Source organism: Marinobacter salexigens (assembly GCF_018860765.1).
Lineage (GTDB): Bacteria > Pseudomonadota > Gammaproteobacteria > Pseudomonadales > Oleiphilaceae > Marinobacter > Marinobacter salexigens_A.
In genome coordinates this window covers 573,636-593,095 of sequence record NZ_JAHKPV010000019.1, presented here as the reverse complement: position 1 = coordinate 593,095, position 19,460 = coordinate 573,636, and the positions used below count along the sequence as shown (strand labels likewise).

The 19,460-nt window shown below is 52.8% G+C and carries 19 protein-coding genes; 8 read left to right on the top strand and 11 right to left on the bottom strand.

Annotated elements, in window-relative coordinates; genetic code table 11:
* Positions 1 to 37: 37 nt before the first annotated feature.
* On the bottom strand, positions 38 to 397 hold the full coding sequence (locus KO508_RS13255) for a hypothetical protein (protein WP_216008771.1): 360 nt from the start codon (positions 395 to 397) through the stop codon (positions 38 to 40).
* 213 nt (positions 398 to 610) lie between these two features.
* On the opposite strand from KO508_RS13255, the gene KO508_RS13250 reads away from it, so the two are divergent.
* The 6 genes from KO508_RS13250 (at position 611) to KO508_RS13225 (ending at position 5,639) form a co-directional block, all read left to right on the top strand.
* On the top strand, positions 611 to 1,297 hold the full coding sequence (locus KO508_RS13250) for a response regulator transcription factor (RefSeq protein WP_216008770.1): 687 nt from the start codon (positions 611 to 613) through the stop codon (positions 1,295 to 1,297).
* A complete protein-coding gene (locus KO508_RS13245) occupies positions 1,294 to 2,610 on the top strand; it encodes a sensor histidine kinase (RefSeq protein ID WP_216008769.1) in 1,317 nt (438 codons plus the stop codon). The genes KO508_RS13250 and KO508_RS13245 overlap by 4 nt, the downstream gene beginning before the upstream one ends.
* A 19-nt stretch (positions 2,611 to 2,629) precedes the next feature.
* Positions 2,630 to 3,235, top strand: coding sequence for a YigZ family protein (locus KO508_RS13240; RefSeq protein WP_216008768.1), 606 nt, complete (start codon positions 2,630 to 2,632; stop codon positions 3,233 to 3,235).
* 76 nt (positions 3,236 to 3,311) lie between these two features.
* On the top strand, positions 3,312 to 3,842 hold the full coding sequence (locus KO508_RS13235; protein ID WP_216008767.1) for a DUF4136 domain-containing protein: 531 nt from the start codon (positions 3,312 to 3,314) through the stop codon (positions 3,840 to 3,842).
* A gap of 44 nt (positions 3,843 to 3,886) precedes the next feature.
* On the top strand, positions 3,887 to 4,243 hold the full coding sequence (locus tag KO508_RS13230) for a translation initiation factor Sui1 (RefSeq protein WP_216008766.1): 357 nt from the start codon (positions 3,887 to 3,889) through the stop codon (positions 4,241 to 4,243).
* Between the two features lie 142 nt (positions 4,244 to 4,385).
* Positions 4,386 to 5,639 carry a D-amino acid dehydrogenase gene (locus KO508_RS13225; protein WP_216008765.1) on the top strand — a complete coding sequence of 418 codons (1,254 nt, stop codon included), beginning with the start codon at positions 4,386 to 4,388 and terminating at the stop codon, positions 5,637 to 5,639.
* Here KO508_RS13225 and KO508_RS13220 read toward each other — a convergent pair.
* Positions 5,636 to 6,106 (bottom strand): DUF4442 domain-containing protein, encoded by a 471-nt coding sequence (locus KO508_RS13220; protein ID WP_216008764.1) that lies wholly within the window; start codon positions 6,104 to 6,106, stop codon positions 5,636 to 5,638. The genes KO508_RS13225 and KO508_RS13220 overlap by 4 nt on opposite strands.
* A 238-nt stretch (positions 6,107 to 6,344) precedes the next feature.
* Here KO508_RS13220 and KO508_RS13215 point away from each other — a divergent pair, with 238 nt between their 5' ends.
* Positions 6,345 to 8,132 (top strand): ABC transporter ATP-binding protein, encoded by a 1,788-nt coding sequence (locus tag KO508_RS13215; RefSeq protein ID WP_216008763.1) that lies wholly within the window; start codon positions 6,345 to 6,347, stop codon positions 8,130 to 8,132.
* A gap of 79 nt (positions 8,133 to 8,211) precedes the next feature.
* Here KO508_RS13215 and KO508_RS13210 read toward each other — a convergent pair whose 3' ends face one another.
* From KO508_RS13210 to KO508_RS13170, 9 genes are all read right to left on the bottom strand, one after another.
* The gene (locus KO508_RS13210) at positions 8,212 to 9,855 is read right to left on the bottom strand and encodes a fatty acid--CoA ligase (protein WP_216008762.1); all 1,644 of its coding nucleotides are present in this window, start codon (positions 9,853 to 9,855) and stop codon (positions 8,212 to 8,214) included.
* A 130-nt stretch (positions 9,856 to 9,985) separates the two neighbouring features.
* Entirely contained in the window at positions 9,986 to 10,318 is a 333-nt protein-coding gene (locus tag KO508_RS13205; RefSeq protein ID WP_216008761.1) for a Na+/H+ antiporter subunit G, read from the bottom strand.
* Between the two features lie 15 nt (positions 10,319 to 10,333).
* The gene (locus KO508_RS13200; RefSeq protein WP_216008760.1) at positions 10,334 to 10,603 is read right to left on the bottom strand and encodes a K+/H+ antiporter subunit F; all 270 of its coding nucleotides are present in this window, start codon (positions 10,601 to 10,603) and stop codon (positions 10,334 to 10,336) included.
* A complete protein-coding gene (locus tag KO508_RS13195) occupies positions 10,600 to 11,088 on the bottom strand; it encodes a Na+/H+ antiporter subunit E (RefSeq protein WP_216008759.1) in 489 nt (162 codons plus the stop codon). The genes KO508_RS13200 and KO508_RS13195 overlap by 4 nt, the downstream gene beginning before the upstream one ends.
* A complete protein-coding gene (locus KO508_RS13190; protein WP_216008758.1) occupies positions 11,088 to 12,626 on the bottom strand; it encodes a monovalent cation/H+ antiporter subunit D in 1,539 nt (512 codons plus the stop codon). Before KO508_RS13190 ends, KO508_RS13195 begins: the two co-directional genes overlap by 1 nt.
* Positions 12,623 to 12,991, bottom strand: a complete 369-nt coding sequence (locus KO508_RS13185; RefSeq protein ID WP_216008757.1) for a Na+/H+ antiporter subunit C — start codon at positions 12,989 to 12,991, stop codon at positions 12,623 to 12,625. Before KO508_RS13185 ends, KO508_RS13190 begins: the two co-directional genes overlap by 4 nt.
* Positions 12,991 to 15,792 carry a monovalent cation/H+ antiporter subunit A gene (locus tag KO508_RS13180; protein WP_216008756.1) on the bottom strand — a complete coding sequence of 934 codons (2,802 nt, stop codon included), beginning with the start codon at positions 15,790 to 15,792 and terminating at the stop codon, positions 12,991 to 12,993. The genes KO508_RS13185 and KO508_RS13180 overlap by 1 nt, the downstream gene beginning before the upstream one ends.
* 396 nt (positions 15,793 to 16,188) lie before the next feature.
* On the bottom strand, positions 16,189 to 16,353 hold the full coding sequence (locus KO508_RS13175; protein WP_216008755.1) for a hypothetical protein: 165 nt from the start codon (positions 16,351 to 16,353) through the stop codon (positions 16,189 to 16,191).
* A gap of 108 nt (positions 16,354 to 16,461) precedes the next feature.
* Positions 16,462 to 17,469 (bottom strand): GlxA family transcriptional regulator, encoded by a 1,008-nt coding sequence (locus KO508_RS13170; RefSeq protein WP_216008754.1) that lies wholly within the window; start codon positions 17,467 to 17,469, stop codon positions 16,462 to 16,464.
* Between the two features lie 153 nt (positions 17,470 to 17,622).
* Here KO508_RS13170 and KO508_RS13165 point away from each other — a divergent pair, with 153 nt between their 5' ends.
* A complete protein-coding gene (locus KO508_RS13165) occupies positions 17,623 to 19,425 on the top strand; it encodes an acyl-CoA dehydrogenase (RefSeq protein ID WP_216008753.1) in 1,803 nt (600 codons plus the stop codon).
* The last annotated feature ends 35 nt before the right edge of the window (positions 19,426 to 19,460 follow it).

Genomic DNA, 19,460 nt, shown 5'->3' with positions numbered 1-19,460 from the left:
TCGCTCCCGATACCTTACGTCAAAACCCGCATTGTGATCACTCTTGTGGCTGTGCACAGCGCTTTTTCATCTTTTTCTCCCAGCCACTCATGCGCTTTTCATGTTGTTGGCGCCTTTCTTCATGGATCTCGTTCCAGATTCCGCGCTGCTCGTCGTTTAGCTTCAGGCGTTCGGCCATGGCTTCGTGGCGTTTAGCCATTTCCGCTTGGCGTTCTTCCATATTAAATTTGCCTTTGCCCTCGCGCATGTTGTCGCACATTTCTGACATGTTGCGCTGGCCGTCATGGTGCTTTGACGATGAGCCATGCGAGTGGCCGGCCATCAAAGCCGGGCTGGCTGCAAATAGGGCGGTAGCCAGAAGGCTTGCGGTGATAATAGATGCTTTACGTTTGCTCATGATAATTCCTCTCGCCGTTATGTAACTGCTTGGCGGTTTCGCCAGAAGCATGATTCACCCCTATAGTACTGCGTGCTTGGTCAATGAGCGTCAATGCAATGTAAAGGTTCTGCAAAGGAACCGGGGCCTGCGGATGCGGGTCTTTGGGGCCGTGTTAAACTTTGAGCAATACAGTAAGCACACATCGAAAATTAACGTGAGTAGAAACGAGAGATGCAGAACAGGGTCCTGCTGGTAGAAGATGACGACGAACTCCGGGAGTTGCTCGTGCGCTATTTAACGGGCCAAGGTTTTACCGTGCGTGAGGCTGCCAGCGGCAGGGATGGGTTAGCGCTGGCACTAGGGCAGAACTGCGATATTGTTGTTCTGGATATTATGCTGCCGGACATTAGCGGCCTTGAAGTGCTGCGCGAATTACGTACTGAAACCCATTTGCCGGTTGTATTGCTGACTGCCCGTGGTGATGAAACCGACCGCATTGTGGGATTTGAAGTGGGTGCGGATGATTACATCCCCAAGCCATGTAACCCTCGTGAACTGGTGGCTAGGCTTCAGGCCATTCTGCGCCGGGTTGCTTGGGACCAGAAGACCGAGACAAAAGCAGCCCGGCACCACGGAGACCTGCGCGTTGAGCCGGACCATCGACGCATCTATCAAAACGATGAGCCATTGGATCTGACCGCTACTGAGTACGAAATTCTGCAAGTATTGCTGGCTCACGCCGGCAGTGTGGTGCGCAAAACAGACTTGATGCAATGGGCATTGGGGCGGCGACTAGAGGCATTCGACCGTACGTTGGATATGCACATCAGCAACCTACGTAAGAAATTGGGTACCGATGACCCACCCAGAATTGAGACGGTACGAGGCCTTGGTTACAGCTACCGGGTGCCAACATGAAACGTCGGTTGATCATTCCCCTGTTCTGGCGAATTTTCCTGCTCATCTGGCTGGCCATGGTGGTTACTGTGGTTGTCAGCAATCTTGCATCAGGTGTCATGCTCGACCGGGAGCGCGCAGCAATCGAGCGTCAGCTTGAGCTGAGGGATCTTGGGTTTGAAGTGTCCGCTATCCGCGAAAGCCGTGGACGTAGAGATGCTTACAGATTTCTCAACGCGCAGGGAGATGAGCTGGGTCTACATCTGATGATGATCAGCGCAGATGATGACAACCGCCTACCCTCGGCAATCCGTTCGCGCATAAAATCTGGTTGGTACCGGCAAAAGCCGGCCATTGTGGATGTGGGCGATGGTTACCGCTTGGTTGCCTGGCCGAAAATGCACGGTGAGGGTTGGCTAGAACCGAGAGTTTTTCGGTTTATAGAAATGGGATTGGCGTTTGTTTTAATTACTTTGGCTTGCTGGCTGATTGCTCGCTTTGTCTCGCGACCTATGAGGCATATGGAGAGTACGGCGCAGGCTATCGCTGGAGGTAAAACCGAGCTGCGAGTTAGTGAGCGCATAGCCAGTCGCCGGGACGAGGTAGGGCAGTTAGCTACCGCATTCAACGCGATGACAGAGCAGCTTTGTACCCTGCTGGATCGCCAAAAGCACTTGCTGCGGGATATATCCCACGATTTGCGAACCCCCTTGGCGCGCCAGCGAGTTGCTATCGAACTTGCCAGCGAAAATGGCGTAGAAGAAGACCTGATGGCAAGTATTCTGCGCCAGAATGAGCGCCTCGAAACCATGACGGGGCAGATACTGACGCTATACCGGGTGACTGAGCAGGGCGGCGATATTGCGCGTGAACCATTGCGGCCGGTGGATCTGTTGAATCAGGTTTTGCAAGACGCTGCAGACTACGCCGAACACCAGAGGGTGGATTGTAAGCTTGACTCAATGCCTGAAAGCACCGGTGTTTCGGTTCTGGGCGATGCGGGCCTGCTTCAGCGGGCATTCGATAATATTCTCCAGAACGCCCTTGATTACACTCCGCCGGGCAAAGTGGTTCATGTTTCCTTGGCGCTTTCAGCGGGCTGGGTAAGCCTTACGATTGAGGATGAAGGGCCGGGTGTTGCGGATGACATTCTTGAACACCTTTTTAAGCCTTTCTTCCGGGCCGACAAATCCCGGGGTGGCCAAGGTTGGGGTTTGGGGTTGGCAATTGCCAAAGATATTATTCTGGCCCATGACGGTGAGATAGCTGCCCACAACAGCGAGCGTGGCGGTTTGCAGATCGTGGCTCGGTTGCCGATATTCGCAGCCAACTAATGAAAGCACGGGCGATCTTATGAAAAAAGATTATCCAGTTCCTGCCGGCTACCTTGAGCGCGAAACCGAGGTGAAAAAAAGCCGCTTTATTGCCCGGGTTGCACCTGTGGGTTCCCGGGACGAGTTAAAAGACTGGTTGGAGAAGGCGCATCAGGACCACCCTGACGCCCGCCATATCTGCTGGGCCTACCAAATCGGGCGCCCCGGCTCAGCAGCCGAGGCGGGCATGAATGACGACGGTGAGCCTTCCGGCACTGCAGGTAAGCCGATTCTGAATGTTATTCAGCACAAAGATATGGGCGATGTTCTGGTGATGGTAATCCGCTATTTCGGTGGCATAAAACTCGGTGCTGGGGGGCTTGTTCGAGCTTATGCTGGTGCAGCTGAAAGTGTGCTGTCGGAGGTAGGGAGGATTGTTCATAAACCGGTGAAGGCAGCAAATATAACCATGGGGTTTGCAGATGAACAGCCCCTGCGGCATTGGTGCGATGTGAACGCGGCCGAGCTGGAATCCATCAGCTATGGCAGTTCGGTAACGGCACGGGTTCTCGTTCCCGAGGATCAGATGCAAACCTTCACGGCTTTTTGTGATTCCCATAAGCTGAATTACCGTTTCGAAACATGACGAAGCAAACGCTCATCGCTGCGCTGCCTTGAGCGTATACTTGAACTTAAGACTCTCGGAAATTAAGGAGTAGGTAATGGTTCGTTTTCTGATGGTGGCACTGGTAGCTGCGGCCGTGGCAGGGTGTGCCGGTAATGTGGTGACGGACTACAACTCAACGGTGGTTTTCGGAGACTACACAACTTGGGCCTTCGCGACGGGTGCTGGCAATTCCACGTTTGTTTCGTTGGATGGCGACCGTGTACAGAGAGCAGTTGAGCGTGAACTCGCCCGCAAAGCAATGAGTAAGGTAGAAGAGTCTGAGGCCGACCTTCTGGTGAGTTGGCAGATTGTGGAGCAGGAGCGCCTCGAGCGTTCTGGCATTGGCCTTGGTATGGGCTTTGGTACTGGAAACTTCGGCTGGGGACTGTCTACACCGCCGCCAGTGCGGGAGGTTATAGAGGGTAAGCTTGTGGTGGAGTTGGTGGAAGCGAGCTCAGAAAAAGTAGTTTGGCGGGCAGCCAGTCGTCGTTACCTGACCGAAAACCAATCGCCGAAAAGCCGCAGCAAGCTGGTTGATGAGGTAGTCGCCGAGATGTTCAGCAAGTATCCTCCCGAACTAGACTGAAAAAGCGATGGGCTCTTGTAAGCCGTTCAATACTCGGAGGATACATGGCAAAACGATCCGCAGGTGGGTTGGTATTTTCAACCGAACAAGGGCGCATGTGCCCAGAATGTCGTAACCCTGTTTCAGACTGCACCTGCGGTCAGGCACAGCGCCCAGAAGGTGATGGCATTGTTCGGGTGAGCCGCGAAACCAAGGGGCGCAAAGGTAAGGGGGTCACTCTGGTTACTGGTATCCCCATGGTTGAAAAAGAGCTTAAAGCCTACGCTAAGGTTCTTAAAGCCAAATGCGGCACTGGCGGCACCGTGAAAGATGGTGTGGTGGAAATTCAGGGGGATCAGCGAGATCTACTTGTGCCGCTTCTGGAGCAGAATGGCTGGGTTGTGAAACGCGCCGGTGGCTGATGGTATAAGTCACAAGTTGGCCTCTCTCACGCTACAATCGTGGCACGTGAACAAGCATTTCTTTTACTGAGCATTGGCCAGAGCCCTGCCGTAAGCCTGACTTATTGTCAGTTGGATGGGCGCTCTTTGAACGGAGGCAGGCATGCACATAGTGGTTTTGGGCGCAGGAGTTGTTGGTGTAACCACCGCCTGGTTTTTGCAGAAGCAGGGGCATCAGGTAACGGTAGTAGACCGGCAGAGCCAGTCAGGCCTGGAAACGAGCTATGCAAATGGAGGTCAGATTTCTGTTTCCCATGCCGAGCCCTGGGCCAACCCATCCGCGCCTCTAAAAATTCTGAAATGGCTATTTCGAGCGGATGCGCCTTTACTGTTTCGTCCGAAAATGGATCCTGCACAATGGCGGTGGGCCCTATCTTTTCTAACCCAGTGCACTTCGGCAAAAGCCGTCCAAAATATCCGCCAGATGGTCAATCTCGGCATGTACAGCCGTAGCCAGTTACAGGCTTTGCGTCAGGAAACCGAACTTGAGTACGATCAGGTTACCAAGGGCATTTTGCACTTCTATACCAATCCTGAAGAGTTTAACGCAGCGCTTGAGCCCACCCGCATCATGTGTGATCTTGGGTGCGACCGTCAGGTCATCGATGCAAACAAAGCTGTTGAGATTGAGCCAGGCCTCAAACCTATCCAGCACAAAATAGCAGGCGCAACCTACACCTCTGAAGATGAATCTGGCGATGCACGCAAGTTCACTCAAGCAGTGGCCGAACTCTGCCAAAAGGCTGGCGTGGAGTTTCGCTTCCGCACGGACATTCTTGGATTCGAGCACTCGGGTGAGCGTATTCTTGGTGTGCAGTTATTGAAAGACGGGCAACACCAAACTTTAAGGGCCGACGCCTATGTGCTCAGCCTTGGTAGCTATAGTGCTGTGCTCGCCCGAAAACTTGGGCTATTTTTGAATATTTACCCCGCTAAAGGTTATTCCATTACGGTTCCGGTAAAAAATGAAGAAGCTGCGTTTAATGTGAGCCTCACGGATGACGAATATAAACTGGTGTACTCTCGGCTGGGTAACCGCATTAGAGTGGCGGGAACCGCTGAACTTAACGGCTACACTCGCACGCTTAACTACGCCCGGTGCCAAGCCATTGTGCGCAGAACCGCAGACATAATGCCGGATGCCGGCTATTGGGATCAGGCCGAGTTCTGGACGGGGCTGCGCCCGGCCACACCTTCTAATGTTCCCTATGTGGGCAAAAGCCACTTTGCAAACCTGTATTTGAACACCGGGCACGGTACTCTGGGATGGACCCACTCTTGTGGCTCGGCCGCCGCATTGGCAGATATCGTTGGCGGCCGAAAGCCCGAGGTGGATTTTACCTTCTCCGGGCTTTAACGTTTTTTCCTAACGTAGAGAACCTTGTTAACCCGGGCGACGAGTTCGCCCTTCTCATCGACAATATCCACATCCCACTCAGGCAGCGTTTTATCGCCGTTTGCGGTGGCTTTGCGAATCTCATCTAGCCGCTCTTGTGTTAGCTCAAAATTTGCCATTACGCGGCCTTTACCCGGGCGGATAAAGTCGATGCAGGCTGATTTGTCCCACACTATGTAGTCTTTCCCCAGATTGTTCATCAGCAACAGCATGTACATAGGGTCAATCATACTGTAGAGCGAACCGCCAAAGTGCGTGCCCACGTAGTTGGTGTTGTACCAGTGCAAGTTCATCTCTACTGAAGCTGTGCGATAGTCGTCTGCAATGTGAGTCACTTTAACCCCGGCGCCTGCATAGGGGCCGTATACGTTCATCATTTTACGTATACCGTTAGGGCTGGAAATCCAGTTGCGAAGTTTGGACATCATGACGGTTGGACTCTTTTGCAGTATTGAATTAAAAAAATGGAAGCGGGGTGAGTATACGATGAAAAACAAAAACGGTCCGCTCGAGGTAGTAAGTGAACTGGATTGATGAAGTCTAAATAATTATAATTCGCATCATTGTTTTTTAGATTAGTGTAAACGCACCGTAAGCCTTCAATTAACACTTCGTAGCTCAGCGTTCAGTTCCGCTATCTCCATTAAGACCTTCTAAGGAAATCCGATGTCCGAAGAAATCAATGCTGCAAGTAGCTTCGCCGCATTCGCTCGATTGTTGCGTTATGCGCGAGGTTACCGCCGCCAGATCGTCGCAGCGACCACCTGTTCTATTGTTAACAAATTGTTTGATATCGCACCGGAGATACTGATCGGTATTGCGTTAGACGTTGTCGTCAATCAGGAAGATAGCTTCGTAGCTTCACTAGGGATCACGGAGTCGCTGAATCAGATTCTAGTGCTGGGGGTGCTCACGTTTTTTATTTGGGCAGGTGAGTCTCTTTTCGAATATTTGTATCAGATTCTCTGGCGTAATCTGGCCCAACGACTGCAATCCGACCTGCGCCAAGATGCCTATGAGCATGTCCAAAAATTGGACATGGGCTTTTTCGAGTCTCGTAGTTCCGGCCAATTGGTGGCTACGATGAATGATGATGTTAACCAGCTTGAACGCTTCCTGGACGGCGGTGCCAACGCCATGATTCAGGTGCTGGTGACGGTGGTCGCTGTCGGGGCGGTATTCTTTGTGCTATCGCCACTCATCGCTGTGCTCGCGTTTATGCCGATCCCGCTAATTATCTGGGGAGCTTTCTATTTTCAGCGCAAAGCTGGGCCGCTTTATGCCGATGTTCGAGAGAAGGTCGGCGACTTGTCCAGTCGCCTATCCAATAACCTCGGCGGTATCGCCACTATCAAGAGCTTTACCGCAGAGCAGCGCGAAGCGGAGCGTCTAAAGGTCAGCAGCAGCGCCTACGTGGATGCCAATCGCCGGGCCATCCGCATCAGCTCGGCCTTTATCCCCATTATTCGGATGGCGATTTTGTCTGGTTTTTTGGCGACGTTTACGGTGGGCGGCATGATGGCGCTGAAAGGCGATCTGAATGTGGGTGCTTATGGTGTGTTGGTATTTTTGACTCAGCGACTGCTATGGCCATTGACTGGCATGGCGGAGGTGATCAACTTGTTTGAGCGAGCCATGGCCAGCACTCGACGCATTCTAGATTTGCTTTCTGAGCCCCTTCACGTCAAAGACCAAAGCACCAAAGCTCTCCAGCAGCCAGTGAGCGGAGCAGTGACATTTAGTGATGTCAGCTTTCACTATCCTGCCAGTAACGCCGGGATAGATCAGATCTCACTTACTGTCCCAGCCGGCAATACTCTAGCACTGGTTGGCGCTACCGGTTCTGGAAAGTCCACTTTGATTAAGCTGCTGTTGCGGTTTTACGAGATCGAGAGCGGGGACATCCGCATTGATGGCCAGTCTATCCGGGCGGTAAGTTTGCAGTCTCTTCGCGAATCCATTGGTTTGGTAAGCCAAGATGTCTACCTATTTGAAGGTAGCATCCGCGAGAATTTGGTCTATGGCCGTCCGGATGCGACCGACGCCCAAATCATAGAAGCCGCGCGCACCGCAGAAGCTTGGGCGTTTATAGAGGCGTTACCGGAGGGTTTGAACACATCCGTGGGTGAGCGGGGGGTAAGGCTCTCAGGCGGACAAAGGCAGCGGCTATCTCTAGCTCGCGCACTTCTGAAAGACTCGCCTATTCTGGTGCTTGATGAGGCCACCAGTGCCGTGGATAACGAAACAGAGGCCGCTATTCAGCGCTCGCTGCGGAGAATTGGGCACAATCGCACGGTTATTATGATCGCCCATCGCCTATCTACCATTGTTGATGCAGATTCAATTGCTGTTATAGCGAAGGGCAAGGTGGTTGAAGTGGGCTCACATAAAGAGCTACTGAAACAGGGCGGGGCCTATGCCGCGCAATGGAGGGTCCAAACGGGTCAAGCCTGAATAACTCCGGGTAGTTTCCCAAGGTGACCAATGTTGGGATTGCTCCTGCCCGCAAGAGAGCGGTCAGGAGCAAAGTGGTTTATTGCAGTTGGTCACGAATCACTTTTTTGTTGATCTTTCCTACACTTGTTTTCGGAATGTCTTCAACAAAGTCGATCTTGGAAGGTATCGCCCACTTGTTGATCTCGCCGCTATCAACATGTTGCTGCAGGTGGCTCTGTATATCTTCTGCGGTTGCTTGCTCGCCTGGCTTCAGGGTAACCAGAGCATAAGGCCGCTCACCCCATTTTTCATCAGGAATACCTACCACCGCAGCGCCGGATACGGCAGAGTGCTGGCTGATGAGATTTTCTAGATCGAGGGATGATAACCACTCACCACCGGTTTTGATCACGTCTTTGATGCGATCTTTAATGGTCAGCGTGTTGTTCGGTTCCATTGAGGCAACGTCCCCGGTGTGCAGCCAGCCACCTTCCCAGAGCTCCTCACCTTTGGCGGGTTCTTTGATGTAGCTTTGGGTGAGCCAGGGTGCACGTGCAACAACTTCGCCCTTGGCCTCGCCATCGTGGGCCACTGGGTTGCCAGCGGGGTCAACAATTTCCAGTTCTACCATAGGCACTGCGATGCCGGTTTTGATCCGTTTGGCAGTTTGCTGCTCCAGTGGTAGTTCTAGGTCTTCCGGTTTGAGGAATGTGGTGCTGAGCAAGGGGCAGGTTTCAGACATGCCATAGCCGGTATACATACGAATGCCGAGCTTCGCGCCCGCATCACAAAGGCCCTTGGTTAATGCGCTGCCTCCGATCAATACCTGCCAGTTACTTAAATCTGCTGTTTTGATGGATTCAGTGCCCATCATCATTTGCATGACGGTTGGTACACAGTGCGAGAAAGATACTTTGTGCTCTTTAATCAGATCAACCAGCAATTCCGGCTCATAACGGCCGGGATAGACCTGCTTTATGCCCATCATGGTGGCGGCGTAGGGAACACCCCAAGCATGTACGTGGAACATGGGGGTTACCGGCATGTACACAGACGATGAGCGCAGTAGAGGCATTTCGTCGTAGGAAGAAAGTGACCCTGTCATGGCCAAGGTATGCAGAACCAGCTGGCGGTGGCTAAAGAAGACGCCTTTGGGGTTTCCTGTGGTGCCCGTGGTGTAAAAGGTGGTCGCGAGGCTGTTCTCATCAAAATCGGGAAAGTCGAACTCTGTACCAGCAGCGGCTAGCAGAGCCTCGTATTCACCAGCGGTATCGAGTTTTGTACCTTTCGCGGTTTTTTCATCGCTAAGCTGGATGTAAGTTTTAACCGTTGTGATGTCGCTCTGAAGGCCTTCCAGAATCGGCAGGAAATCATCATGCACCAAAACCACATCGTCTTCTGCGTGATTCATGGTGTAAACAATTTGATCGGGTGATAAGCGCACGTTAATGGTGTGCAAAACGGCACCGATCATGGGGATGGCAAAAAAGCACTCCAGATAGCGCGGCGTATCCCAGTCCATAACAGCCACCGTATCGCCCGGCTTAACGCCCGCATCGGTGAGAGCGTTGGCGAGGCGATGGATGCGTTCGACCAGATCTGTGTAGGTGTACTTGCTCTTGTTGGCGTACACAATTTCCTGATCTGGCGAATATCTTGGCCCAGAGAGCAACAGTTGCTTGATCAGAAGCTGGTACTGGTGGGCATTTTTTGCGGCAGGTAAAATTCGCGTTTGTGCCATATCTGGAATCCTCTTTCCCGTTTGTTAGTCTTGTCTGAGAAGTTGGTTTAATCTGACATAAGTCGAGTGAAATCGGAAGCTTGCTAAGCTCTGGCCTCTACCGGTGTTGGAGACCAAGCTTAAACAGGAGCTACTGTTCCCATGGTTTGCCTTCGGTGTCTTCCACTGTTTTTACGCCTATGTGCATGGCCGCTTTGGCCAGCATGTTGGCACTCACGGGAGCCGTCATTAGCAAAAATACGGTGATCAGGATTTCCGAGATGCCGACCCCCTCTCCAATGGCGCTGAAATAGATAACTGAGCTGAGCATGATAGCGCCCACGCCAACGGTGGTAGCCTTGGTTGGGCCGTGCAGCCGGGTATAAAAATCTGGAAGTCGGGCCAAGCCGATGGCACCGATCAGAGTAAAGGCACCACCGAACACCAGTAGGGCCGAGATAGCGTATTCTGCCAATGGGCTCATGATTCTACTCCAGTTTTACTCAATGACGCTGCCGCGTTTCAGGTATTTGGCCATAGCCACAGTGCTGACAAAGCCCATAACCGCAATCAACAAGGCAGACTCAAGGTACATGCGTGTGCCTAGTGTTATGCCCAGTAGGATAATCAAGGCAATAGCGTTGATGTACAGTGTATCAATGGCCAAAACCCGATCGGGTTCATCCGGTCCTTTTATCAAGCGGTAAACGTTTAACAGTGCGGCCACAGTGACCATGGCGATGGATAAATACAGAGCGATGACGATCATTGGAACATCTCCATCAGCGGCTTTTCGTAGCTGTTGTAAATGGCGTCAATAACTTCCTGATCGTTGGTGGCGTCCAATGCGTGGATCAGTAGGGTTTTGTTGTCATCGCTTACGTCTGCACTAACGGTTCCGGGTGTGAGCGAGATGGTGCTGGCGAGAATGGAGATTGCCAACGGGTGGTCAAGCCGCAGAGGGTAGCTAATAAATGCTGGCCGTGGGTTACGGGGGGTCAGAATAAGCCAGGCGACTGAAAAACTCGCGATCACAATGTCCTTCAACACCCGTAGAATATAAGCAGGCATGCGCCAGACCTTCACAAACGCTGGCCGCTCTGGCCAAAAACCGTGTGTTATCTGAGGGATCAACCAGGCCAGAATAAGGCCGACAACAACACTGCCGCCGGATACGCCATCGCTGAGTATTTGCCAGATAAGAAATAGAATGAGGCTCAGCCAGGGTTGAGGAAAGCTCAGGCGATCAAACATCAGTTTATCTCCCCGACCAGTGGATTTTGTGGAACGTGCATAGGTGTTTGCAGAATATTGATATAGTCCTGATTGTTATGCAGTTGTTCTGCTGTTGCACGGGTGAAGTCACTCAGGGGGCCAGCCAGCACAACGATGAGCATGGTGAGGCAAGTTAATATTCCGGTGGAAACCGCTACTCGGTTGTTCATGGGTTCTGGGGTTTCCAGATGGCCATCTACGTTCCACCAGAAAACAATGCTGCCAGCGCGACTGTAGGCGATCAGCGTGAGGAAGCCGCCAACCAGCAAAACACCCCAGAGCCAAGCCATTTCAGCGCTGGGCTCTACGGACTTAAGAATAAGCAATTTGCCGAAGAATCCGCTCAGAGGTGGCAACCCGGAAGCGGCTACTGCTCCGATAAGGAACAGCACGCTTAGGAAGGTTCTGTGGTGCATTTTGGGTGCAGTTATGATTTTGTCTGCCGCGGTACCTCGCTGGCTCGCCACCAATTCGGCCACTAAAAACAGAGCGGCAACGGTCCAAGTGGTGCTCACCAGATAAAACAGAGCAGCCGATAAGCCTGCCTCAGAGCCGAGAGCGATGGGGGCGAGTAGTGTGCCTACGGAAATAATAACCTGCCAGGCGACTAAGGTTTTGAGGTTGTCAGCGCCCAAGGCCCCAATGACACCCATGCTGAGCGTGACCAATGCTAGAGGGAAGAGCCAATCCATACCCAAATTGGCGAGCTCACCAGCATCGTCCCCGAATATTAACGGGTAGATTCTCACAATGGCGTAGATACCTACCTTGGTCATCACCGCAAACAGGGCGGCAACAGGGGCGGTTGCTCTGGCGTATGCCTTGGGTAGCCAAAAACAGAGTGGCAGGATGGCTGCTTTCAGGGCGAAAACAACCAGTAGCATCATGCCTCCCGCCTTAACAAGGTTTAGGTTGCTGCCAGTCACCTGTGGAATTTTTACAGCCAGATCCGCCATGTTCAGGGTGCCAGTAACGCTGTAAATCATGCCGACGCTGATCAGGAATAAGGCCGACCCTGCCAGATTGAGAACCACGTAGTGAAGCCCGGGCACAGTGCGGGATGTTCCGCCGCCGTGCATAAGCAACCCGTAGGAGGCAATAAGCAGAACCTCAAATGCAACGAAAAGGTTAAACAAGTCGCCGGTGAGAAAGGCAATATTCAGCCCCATCAGCTGAAACAGAAACAATGTGTGGAACTGGCGGTTACCTTCATCGGCACCGCCGCTTGCATAAATGTGGCAAAACAGGCCAAGAACCGCTGTTAACACCAACATCAAGGCGGCCAGCCTGTCGAGCACCAGCACAATGCCAAAAGGCGGTTGCCAGTTGCCGAAGGCATAAACGCGGTAGCTGCCATCGCTAGCAAGCGCCAACAATACAACAGCGGACACGAGCATAAGCACGGTAGTCGCAATTGCCAGAGTGCGGCGTAGGCCGATCGGGGCATACCCCATGAACACCTGAAGAATACCGCCGAGCAGCGGAATCAAAATCGGAGCAATAAGCCAGTGAGTCATTTACTGCTTACCTCTTGTTCAACTTTGGAGGCTGCTGTGGTGGCTTCACGTCGACCGTCCACATGGTCGTTTTCGTTGTCTGCCAAGTTGCGCAGCGACAGAACAACTAGGAACGCTGTCATGGCAAAACCAATAACGATGGCCGTGAGCACCAGAGCTTGAGGCAAAGGGTCAGAGTAGCTCGCAGTAGTTCCGATGACGGGCTGCTGGCCTGTGGCAAGGCGCCCGGAGGCGAACAGGAATAGGTTCACACCATAGGAAAGCAGTGTCAGTCCCATGACCACTGGGAACGTGCGAGCGCGAAGCAACAGGTAGACCCCCGATGTTGTTAAGGCACCGATTGCGATTGCAAATAACAGCTCCATTACGCGCCCTCCATTTTGCTTTTGATGGCCGAATGAGGCGACAGCCGGCCGATGCTGACCAATGCCAACAAGGTTGCACCGATCACCGCTAGGTAAACGCCTAAATCAAACACCAGAGCCGAAGCAACTTCGAACTTGCCAACCACAGGCCAGGTTATGTAGCCAAATGTGGTTGTCAGGAAGGGGTACCCGAAGGCCAGACTGCCAGCCCCCGCGATGGTGGCAAACAATAGACCGAGACCAATCACGTTGTGGTACCGGAACGGAATACGATCCTCGGTCCACACCATGCCACTGGCGATATACTGAAGAATCAGCGCCACGGAGGTAATCAATCCTGCAATAAACCCGCCCCCGGGAAGGTTGTGCCCGCGTAGGAAGATATAGGCAGACACCATTAGTGCCAACGGCAGCATGGGTCGGGCAATCTGTCGTAGCATTAAGGGGTAGTGATCCCGTGTCCAAGCATGCCCCAGACCATCTCCCGGCGGGGGAGTCAGAGCGGTGTTTTTCAACATGGCGTAGATACCAAGTGCCGCGATGGCTAACACCGTTATCTCGCCGAGTGTATCGAAGCCACGGAAGTCGACCAGAATCACGTTAACCACATTGGTTCCACCGCCGCCCGGTTTACTGTTTTCTAGGAAGAACTCGGAGATAGAGCTGAATGGCTGGGTCAACATGGCCAGCGTAATCAGGGTCATGCCAGCACCGGCCGCCAGAGCAATCAAAACGTCGCGTACGCGGCGGCTTCGAGAGCTTTCCATGGGTGTCCAAGATGGCATGTAGTAAAGCGCCAGCATGAGCAGCACAATCGTGACAACTTCAACCGAAAGCTGCGTCATGGCGAGATCCGGCGCAGAGAAGCGGGCGAACGCTAACGCTACGATCAGTCCAACAACGCTGAGAAGTACCAGCGCGTAAAAACGCTCTCGGTGCCAGAGTGCGGTTGCCAGAGCTGCAATGATAAGCACACCGGCGGCAATGCCCGTTGGCCAATCCACAGGGCTTAGCCCGTTTTCGCCAATAAAGAAGCCATGCTCTGCAAGCGGCATTATCGTTACCGCAATAACGCTAACTACCAGAAGCATGGCGTAACGCTGCAAGGAGCCGTTTTCGAGCCATTTGGTAAAGCTGCGAGCCATGTCTTCAATTTTTGAAACTGCAAACTCGAACACAGCTTTGCCGTCCACTTCCTTAAGTTGGGCGTGGAAGTCGAAAAAGCGCTGGCGTTGGGTGTACATAAGCAGGCCACCAAAGAAGGCGAGAAAGCTCATCAGCAGTGGCAGGTTAAAGCCATGAAGAATCGCAAGCTGATAATCCGGCACATCGCCGCCAAGGGTCGCAGATGCCGCGGAATACAACAGGGGGCCAACGGAGACAGTTGGGAAGACGCCAACCATGATGCAGGCGAATACAAGAATCTCAACGGGAAACTTCATGTAACGGGGCGGTTCATGGGGCGGGAACTTGGGTAGATCCACCGGCTTACCGTTGAAAAACACGTCGTGAACAAAGCGGGCCGAGTAGGCAACCGCAAAAATGCCTGCCAGAGTTGCAACAATTGGCGGAATCCAGGCCCAGAGGCCAGGAAGATTGAGCTGTAGCGATTCGGCGAAGAACATTTCCTTACTGAGAAAGCCGTTCAGCAATGGGACACCCGCCATGGATGAGGCTGCTACCATGGCCAGAGTTGCTGTGTGGGGCATATAGCGCCAAAGCCCGTTGATTCTCCGCATATCGCGGGTGCCTGTTTCATGGTCGATGATACCGGCAGCCATGAACAATGAAGCCTTGAAGGTGGCATGGTTGATTACGTGGAATATCGCCGCAACAGCAGCCAACTGAGTACCCATGCCTAATAGCAGAGTAATTAAGCCCAGATGGCTAACGGTTGAATAGGCGAGTAGCCCTTTCAAATCGTGTTTGAACATGGCGATATAAGCGCCAAGAAGCAGTGTGGCCATGCCGGTAAAGCTGACCATATAGAACCATTGCTCGGTTCCCGCCAAAGCTGGATATAAGCGTGCCATCAAGAAGATACCCGCTTTAACCATGGTGGCGGAGTGCAGGTAAGCAGAGATCGGAGTAGGCGCCTGCATGGCATGGGGCAGCCAGAAATGGAACGGGAACTGGGCTGACTTGGTAAAAGCGCCAAGCAAAACGAGAGTTAACGCTACGGGATACAAAGCATGGGCTTTGATCTGGTCGCCCGCGGCAAGCACATCGTCCAACTCAAAGCTGCCCACAATATTGCCGATGAGCAAAATACCGCCCAGTAGCGCCAGCCCGCCGCCGCCGGTTATCGCCAACGCCATCCGCGCGCCGCGCCGGGCATCCTGTTTGTGTGTCCAGAAGCTGATCAACAGAAAGGAGGTCAGGCTAGTGAGTTCCCAGAAAATGAGCATCAAAAGCAGGTTGCCAGAGAGCACTATGCCCAGCATGGAGCCTTTGAAACATAGAAGCAGGGAGTAAAACTTGGCCACGTTCTCACTGGCTTTGAGGTAGTAGTGAGAATAAATAATAACCAACAGGCCGATAACAAGAATCAGCAGTGCGAAGAGAAGCGCTAGGCCATCAAGGCGAAAACTGAAGGAGAGCCCGAGAACCGGCAGCCACTCATATGTGTGAAGCACCGTGCCGCCTGCTGAAAGAACAGACCAGTGTGGAAATAGCGCGGCCAGCGCAATCAGTGCAGGGACGGATGATGCTATTGCGATAGCGGTTCGCCCACCCTGAGCAAATAGAGGGGCGGCTATGGCACCCAAAAATGGCAGTAGTACAACCAGCGGTAGCGACATCGCAACCTCGTTAGCGGTTTTCTTTTCTTATGAATGGAGATGGCTTATGAGCCTGAGTCTAGCCTCCCGTTGCCCACCCTGCATAAATCGCATCAAGACGATTTGGTTAGGCAGCAAGAGAGTGATCAGCGAAAGGCCGGTGGGTCTGGAAAGTAAGGTAAACGCCCGCGTTGCCGCGCGATGTCAGCGGTAATAGGGGGGCGATTGATCTGCATGCAGCCGAAGGACCTTGCGGTCATGGTTGCTCCGTTAGTAAAACCTGATATCCGATGATACGTGCCCGTGCTCGTAGGTCAAGTCAACTTGTGATCAATCAAGCGCAGAATGGGTATTTGGAAGTGACGTGGAAGGGCATAGAGAGGCTCATTTTTGTCGTCTGGTTTTGTCACCTTTGCGCTACTTGGCGGATTTGAGCGCATTGAAAATTGCTTCGGCCTCTGCTTCCAGCACCATGCTACGCAGACTGTTGCCTTGTTGGGTTGCCTGCTCAACCTGTGCAAGCTTCATGGTGTACAATCTGTTCAGAACTTCAAGCTGGGTTTGTTGAACTGGTGCGTTCATGGCACATTTCTCCCGCATGACACCTGTCAGTATAATTTACAGAAATATCCGGCCAGCGGCCGTTTTGGTAATTCGATGCATAACCTGGGCCAAGCGCTCGGCTCGTAGTTAGCGCCCAAACCGAGATCGGTAGGCTCCGGGAGCCAATCCGGTTTGCTTGCGAAATAGGCGACTAAAAGAGCTGACGTCTTCGTAGCCAACCAGCCGGGTAACCTCCTCCACGGCCAACCGCGAGTTTTCCAAATGCCGACGAGCGGCTTCGATCCGTATGGATTGCAGATAGCCTGTCGGTGTTTCACCAGTCGCAAGCTTGAACCGACGTATCAGTGAACGCGTTGTCAAACCACTGAAAGCGGCAAGTGATTGCAGGCTTATGGCTTCTCCATAATGGCTATCCAACCAGTCCTGAAGTGTTAGGATCACCGAGTCTGAATGGTACCGCTTGGTTTGAAGTCCGCTGTAGGGTGCCTGACTATTACGCCCCGCATCGATAACAAATGCTTTGGCCAACTCACGGGCAACCTGAGCACCTGCATAGCGTTCTATAAGGTGCACGCCCAAGTCCCACCACGCCATGCCGCCACCGGCACACGCAATGTGGCCATCTACAGTGACCAGTTTGTCTGGAATCAGGTTTACTTGTGGGTAGCGCTGGCGAAAACTGTTACTGAAACCCCAGTGCGTGGTGGCTTCTCTATTGTTCAGCAGTCCCGCTTCCGCTAGAAGAAACGCTCCCGTGCAGTTGCTGGCCAGTTGAACTTGGCTGATGCTGTTTCTATTCGGGGCACTGAACTGGCTCAGCCAGATAATTAGATCCGGATTTGCCATCAGTACTTGATCAATTGGCGCCCCGATGGTTGGTACGATCACCAAATCGGCGTTCTCCGTTGTCTCTGTATCTAGCTCTTCCCAACTTCCATCTGAAAGCAAAGTGATGCCATTGATGCAGCGGCAGGGATCTCCGTTACGGGTTAGCAGGCGGGTGGTGAAACGTGGTTCTGGGAACTCACCATGAATTCGTGCCCAGGTGACACCGGCCAGACGGAATAAGTCAATTATCCCTGTGATGGCACTGGCTAAAGCGCCGTCAAAACCAATAATTGAAACTTTTTGCATGAATTCTCTCGGTCGAGCAACTCTATTAAGGCGACGGTGGATGGCGATATTGGCCATGATTGTGTCATAAATGACGGTTCCCAGAAAAACCCGGTTGTGAGAGCCTGTATACAACCAAAAAGTTCTCCAGCCAATTATCAGGAAGCTGCACCAATGACCGATACACTGATAGACCGCCGTGATTTGGCGTTCCAACTTTACGAAGTGCTTGATACCGAAAGCCTGATAAACCGCGACCGGTTCAACGAGCATAATCGCGATACCTTTGATGCCGTCATTGAAACTGCCGATAAAATGGCTAGAGAGAAGTTTGCCAATCACAACAGTGCGGCAGACAAAGATGAGCCAAAATTCGTCAACGGCCAGGTCGAAATGCTTCCTGAAGTGAAGCAGGCCTTTGATGCCTACGCCGAGGCGGGGTTTATTGCGGGGCGTTATGACTATGAATTGGGCGGCATGCAGCTCCCCGAGACCGTCATGGCAGCTTGTAACGGTTTTTTCACCGCCGCTAACCCAGGAACCGCAGGTTATCCATTCTTGACCACAGCGGCTGCAAACCTTATCCGTGTGTTTGGTAACGAATCCCAAAAAGCCAGCTTTCTACCCAACATGCTCAGTGGCCGTTACAGCGGCACCATGGCCCTCACGGAGCCACATGCTGGCTCATCTTTGGCGGACATTCGCACTTCTGCCACGCCAACCGATGATGGCCACTACCTTATCAAAGGCGCAAAAATCTATATATCCGGTGGTGAACAGAGCATTACCGAAAACATTGTTCACATGGTGCTCGCCAAAATCAAAGGCGCGCCAGCCGGTGTAAAAGGCATTTCCCTGTTTATCGTTCCCAAGTTCCGGGTGGATAGCGATGGAAATCCGGCGGATCGCAACGGCGTGAGCCTTGCTGGCCTGATCCATAAGCTCGGATATCGCGGCACCACCTCCACAGCCCTAAGTTTTGGTGATGATGCACCTTGCCACGGTTATCTGGTTGGAGAGCCCCATCAGGGTCTGAAGTACATGTTCCAGATGATGAATGAAGCCAGAGTAGGTGTAGGCTTTGGCGCGGCGGTGATTGGGTATCGCGGATACATGCACAGTCTTGAGTACGCCAAAGACCGGCTGCAGGGCCGTAAGGCGTCGGAAAAGAACCCGGAAAGCCCACAGGTACCGATTATTGATCACGCGGATGTGCGTCGCATGTTGCTGGCTCAGAAGGCATACAGTGAAGGCGGCTTGGCACTTTGCCTCTACGGTGCGCGTTTGATGGATGATCAACACACTCATCCGAATGAGCAGAAGCGAATCGAAGCAGGCAAGCTGCTTGACCTGCTTACGCCTGTGATCAAAACCTGGCCATCAGAGCATGGGCCGAAAGCCAACGACTTGGCGATTCAGGTTTATGGTGGTGCTGGCTACACCCGTGAATATCCCGTGGAACAGTGCTGGCGCGATAACCGTTTGAACCCCATCCATGAGGGCACTACCGGCATACAGGGCTTGGACCTGCTAGGCCGTAAGATTTGGCAGGATCAAAGCCATGGCTTGCAGCTGCTTATGCAGGAGATGCAGGTAGATTTGCAGGCTGCTACAACGGATCGCTGTCAGCAGTGGGCGTTGTCGTTAAGTGAGACGCTGCAACAGGCCGTTAAAGTGACTCAAAATCTGGGTAAATCTCTAATGAGCGGCGAGGTGGACAAAACGCTGGCGAACGCTTCCTGCTACTTGCATCTGTTCGGGCACATCATTGTAGCTTGGATGTGGCTGCGTCAGGCTAACGCAGCGGCTAATGCGCTGGCGTCTGCCAATACTGATGATGAGCGCAACTTCTATCAGGGCAAGCTTCAGGCTGCTCAGTATTTCTTCCATTGGGAGTTGCCAACGGTTGCTCAGGATTTGGTGTTGTTGCGGAATATGGATGACACGTGTTTGAACATGAAGGCTGAGTGGTTCTAGGTTTGGAGTAAGCACAAGCGGTGGGGGTCACCTCC

Coding starts and splice junctions, on each gene's coding strand:
- KO508_RS13255 (WP_216008771.1), bottom strand. CDS start 397: ATGAGCAAACGTAAAGCATCTATTATCACCGCAAGCCTTCTGGCTACC.
- KO508_RS13250 (WP_216008770.1), top strand. CDS start 611: ATGCAGAACAGGGTCCTGCTGGTAGAAGATGACGACGAACTCCGGGAG.
- KO508_RS13245 (WP_216008769.1), top strand. CDS start 1,294: ATGAAACGTCGGTTGATCATTCCCCTGTTCTGGCGAATTTTCCTGCTC.
- KO508_RS13240 (WP_216008768.1), top strand. CDS start 2,630: ATGAAAAAAGATTATCCAGTTCCTGCCGGCTACCTTGAGCGCGAAACC.
- KO508_RS13235 (WP_216008767.1), top strand. CDS start 3,312: ATGGTTCGTTTTCTGATGGTGGCACTGGTAGCTGCGGCCGTGGCAGGG.
- KO508_RS13230 (WP_216008766.1), top strand. CDS start 3,887: ATGGCAAAACGATCCGCAGGTGGGTTGGTATTTTCAACCGAACAAGGG.
- KO508_RS13225 (WP_216008765.1), top strand. CDS start 4,386: ATGCACATAGTGGTTTTGGGCGCAGGAGTTGTTGGTGTAACCACCGCC.
- KO508_RS13220 (WP_216008764.1), bottom strand. CDS start 6,106: ATGATGTCCAAACTTCGCAACTGGATTTCCAGCCCTAACGGTATACGT.
- KO508_RS13215 (WP_216008763.1), top strand. CDS start 6,345: ATGTCCGAAGAAATCAATGCTGCAAGTAGCTTCGCCGCATTCGCTCGA.
- KO508_RS13210 (WP_216008762.1), bottom strand. CDS start 9,855: ATGGCACAAACGCGAATTTTACCTGCCGCAAAAAATGCCCACCAGTAC.
- KO508_RS13205 (WP_216008761.1), bottom strand. CDS start 10,318: ATGAGCCCATTGGCAGAATACGCTATCTCGGCCCTACTGGTGTTCGGT.
- KO508_RS13200 (WP_216008760.1), bottom strand. CDS start 10,603: ATGATCGTCATCGCTCTGTATTTATCCATCGCCATGGTCACTGTGGCC.
- KO508_RS13195 (WP_216008759.1), bottom strand. CDS start 11,088: ATGTTTGATCGCCTGAGCTTTCCTCAACCCTGGCTGAGCCTCATTCTA.
- KO508_RS13190 (WP_216008758.1), bottom strand. CDS start 12,626: ATGACTCACTGGCTTATTGCTCCGATTTTGATTCCGCTGCTCGGCGGT.
- KO508_RS13185 (WP_216008757.1), bottom strand. CDS start 12,991: ATGGAGCTGTTATTTGCAATCGCAATCGGTGCCTTAACAACATCGGGG.
- KO508_RS13180 (WP_216008756.1), bottom strand. CDS start 15,792: ATGTCGCTACCGCTGGTTGTACTACTGCCATTTTTGGGTGCCATAGCC.
- KO508_RS13175 (WP_216008755.1), bottom strand. CDS start 16,353: ATGAACGCACCAGTTCAACAAACCCAGCTTGAAGTTCTGAACAGATTG.
- KO508_RS13170 (WP_216008754.1), bottom strand. CDS start 17,469: ATGCAAAAAGTTTCAATTATTGGTTTTGACGGCGCTTTAGCCAGTGCC.
- KO508_RS13165 (WP_216008753.1), top strand. CDS start 17,623: ATGACCGATACACTGATAGACCGCCGTGATTTGGCGTTCCAACTTTAC.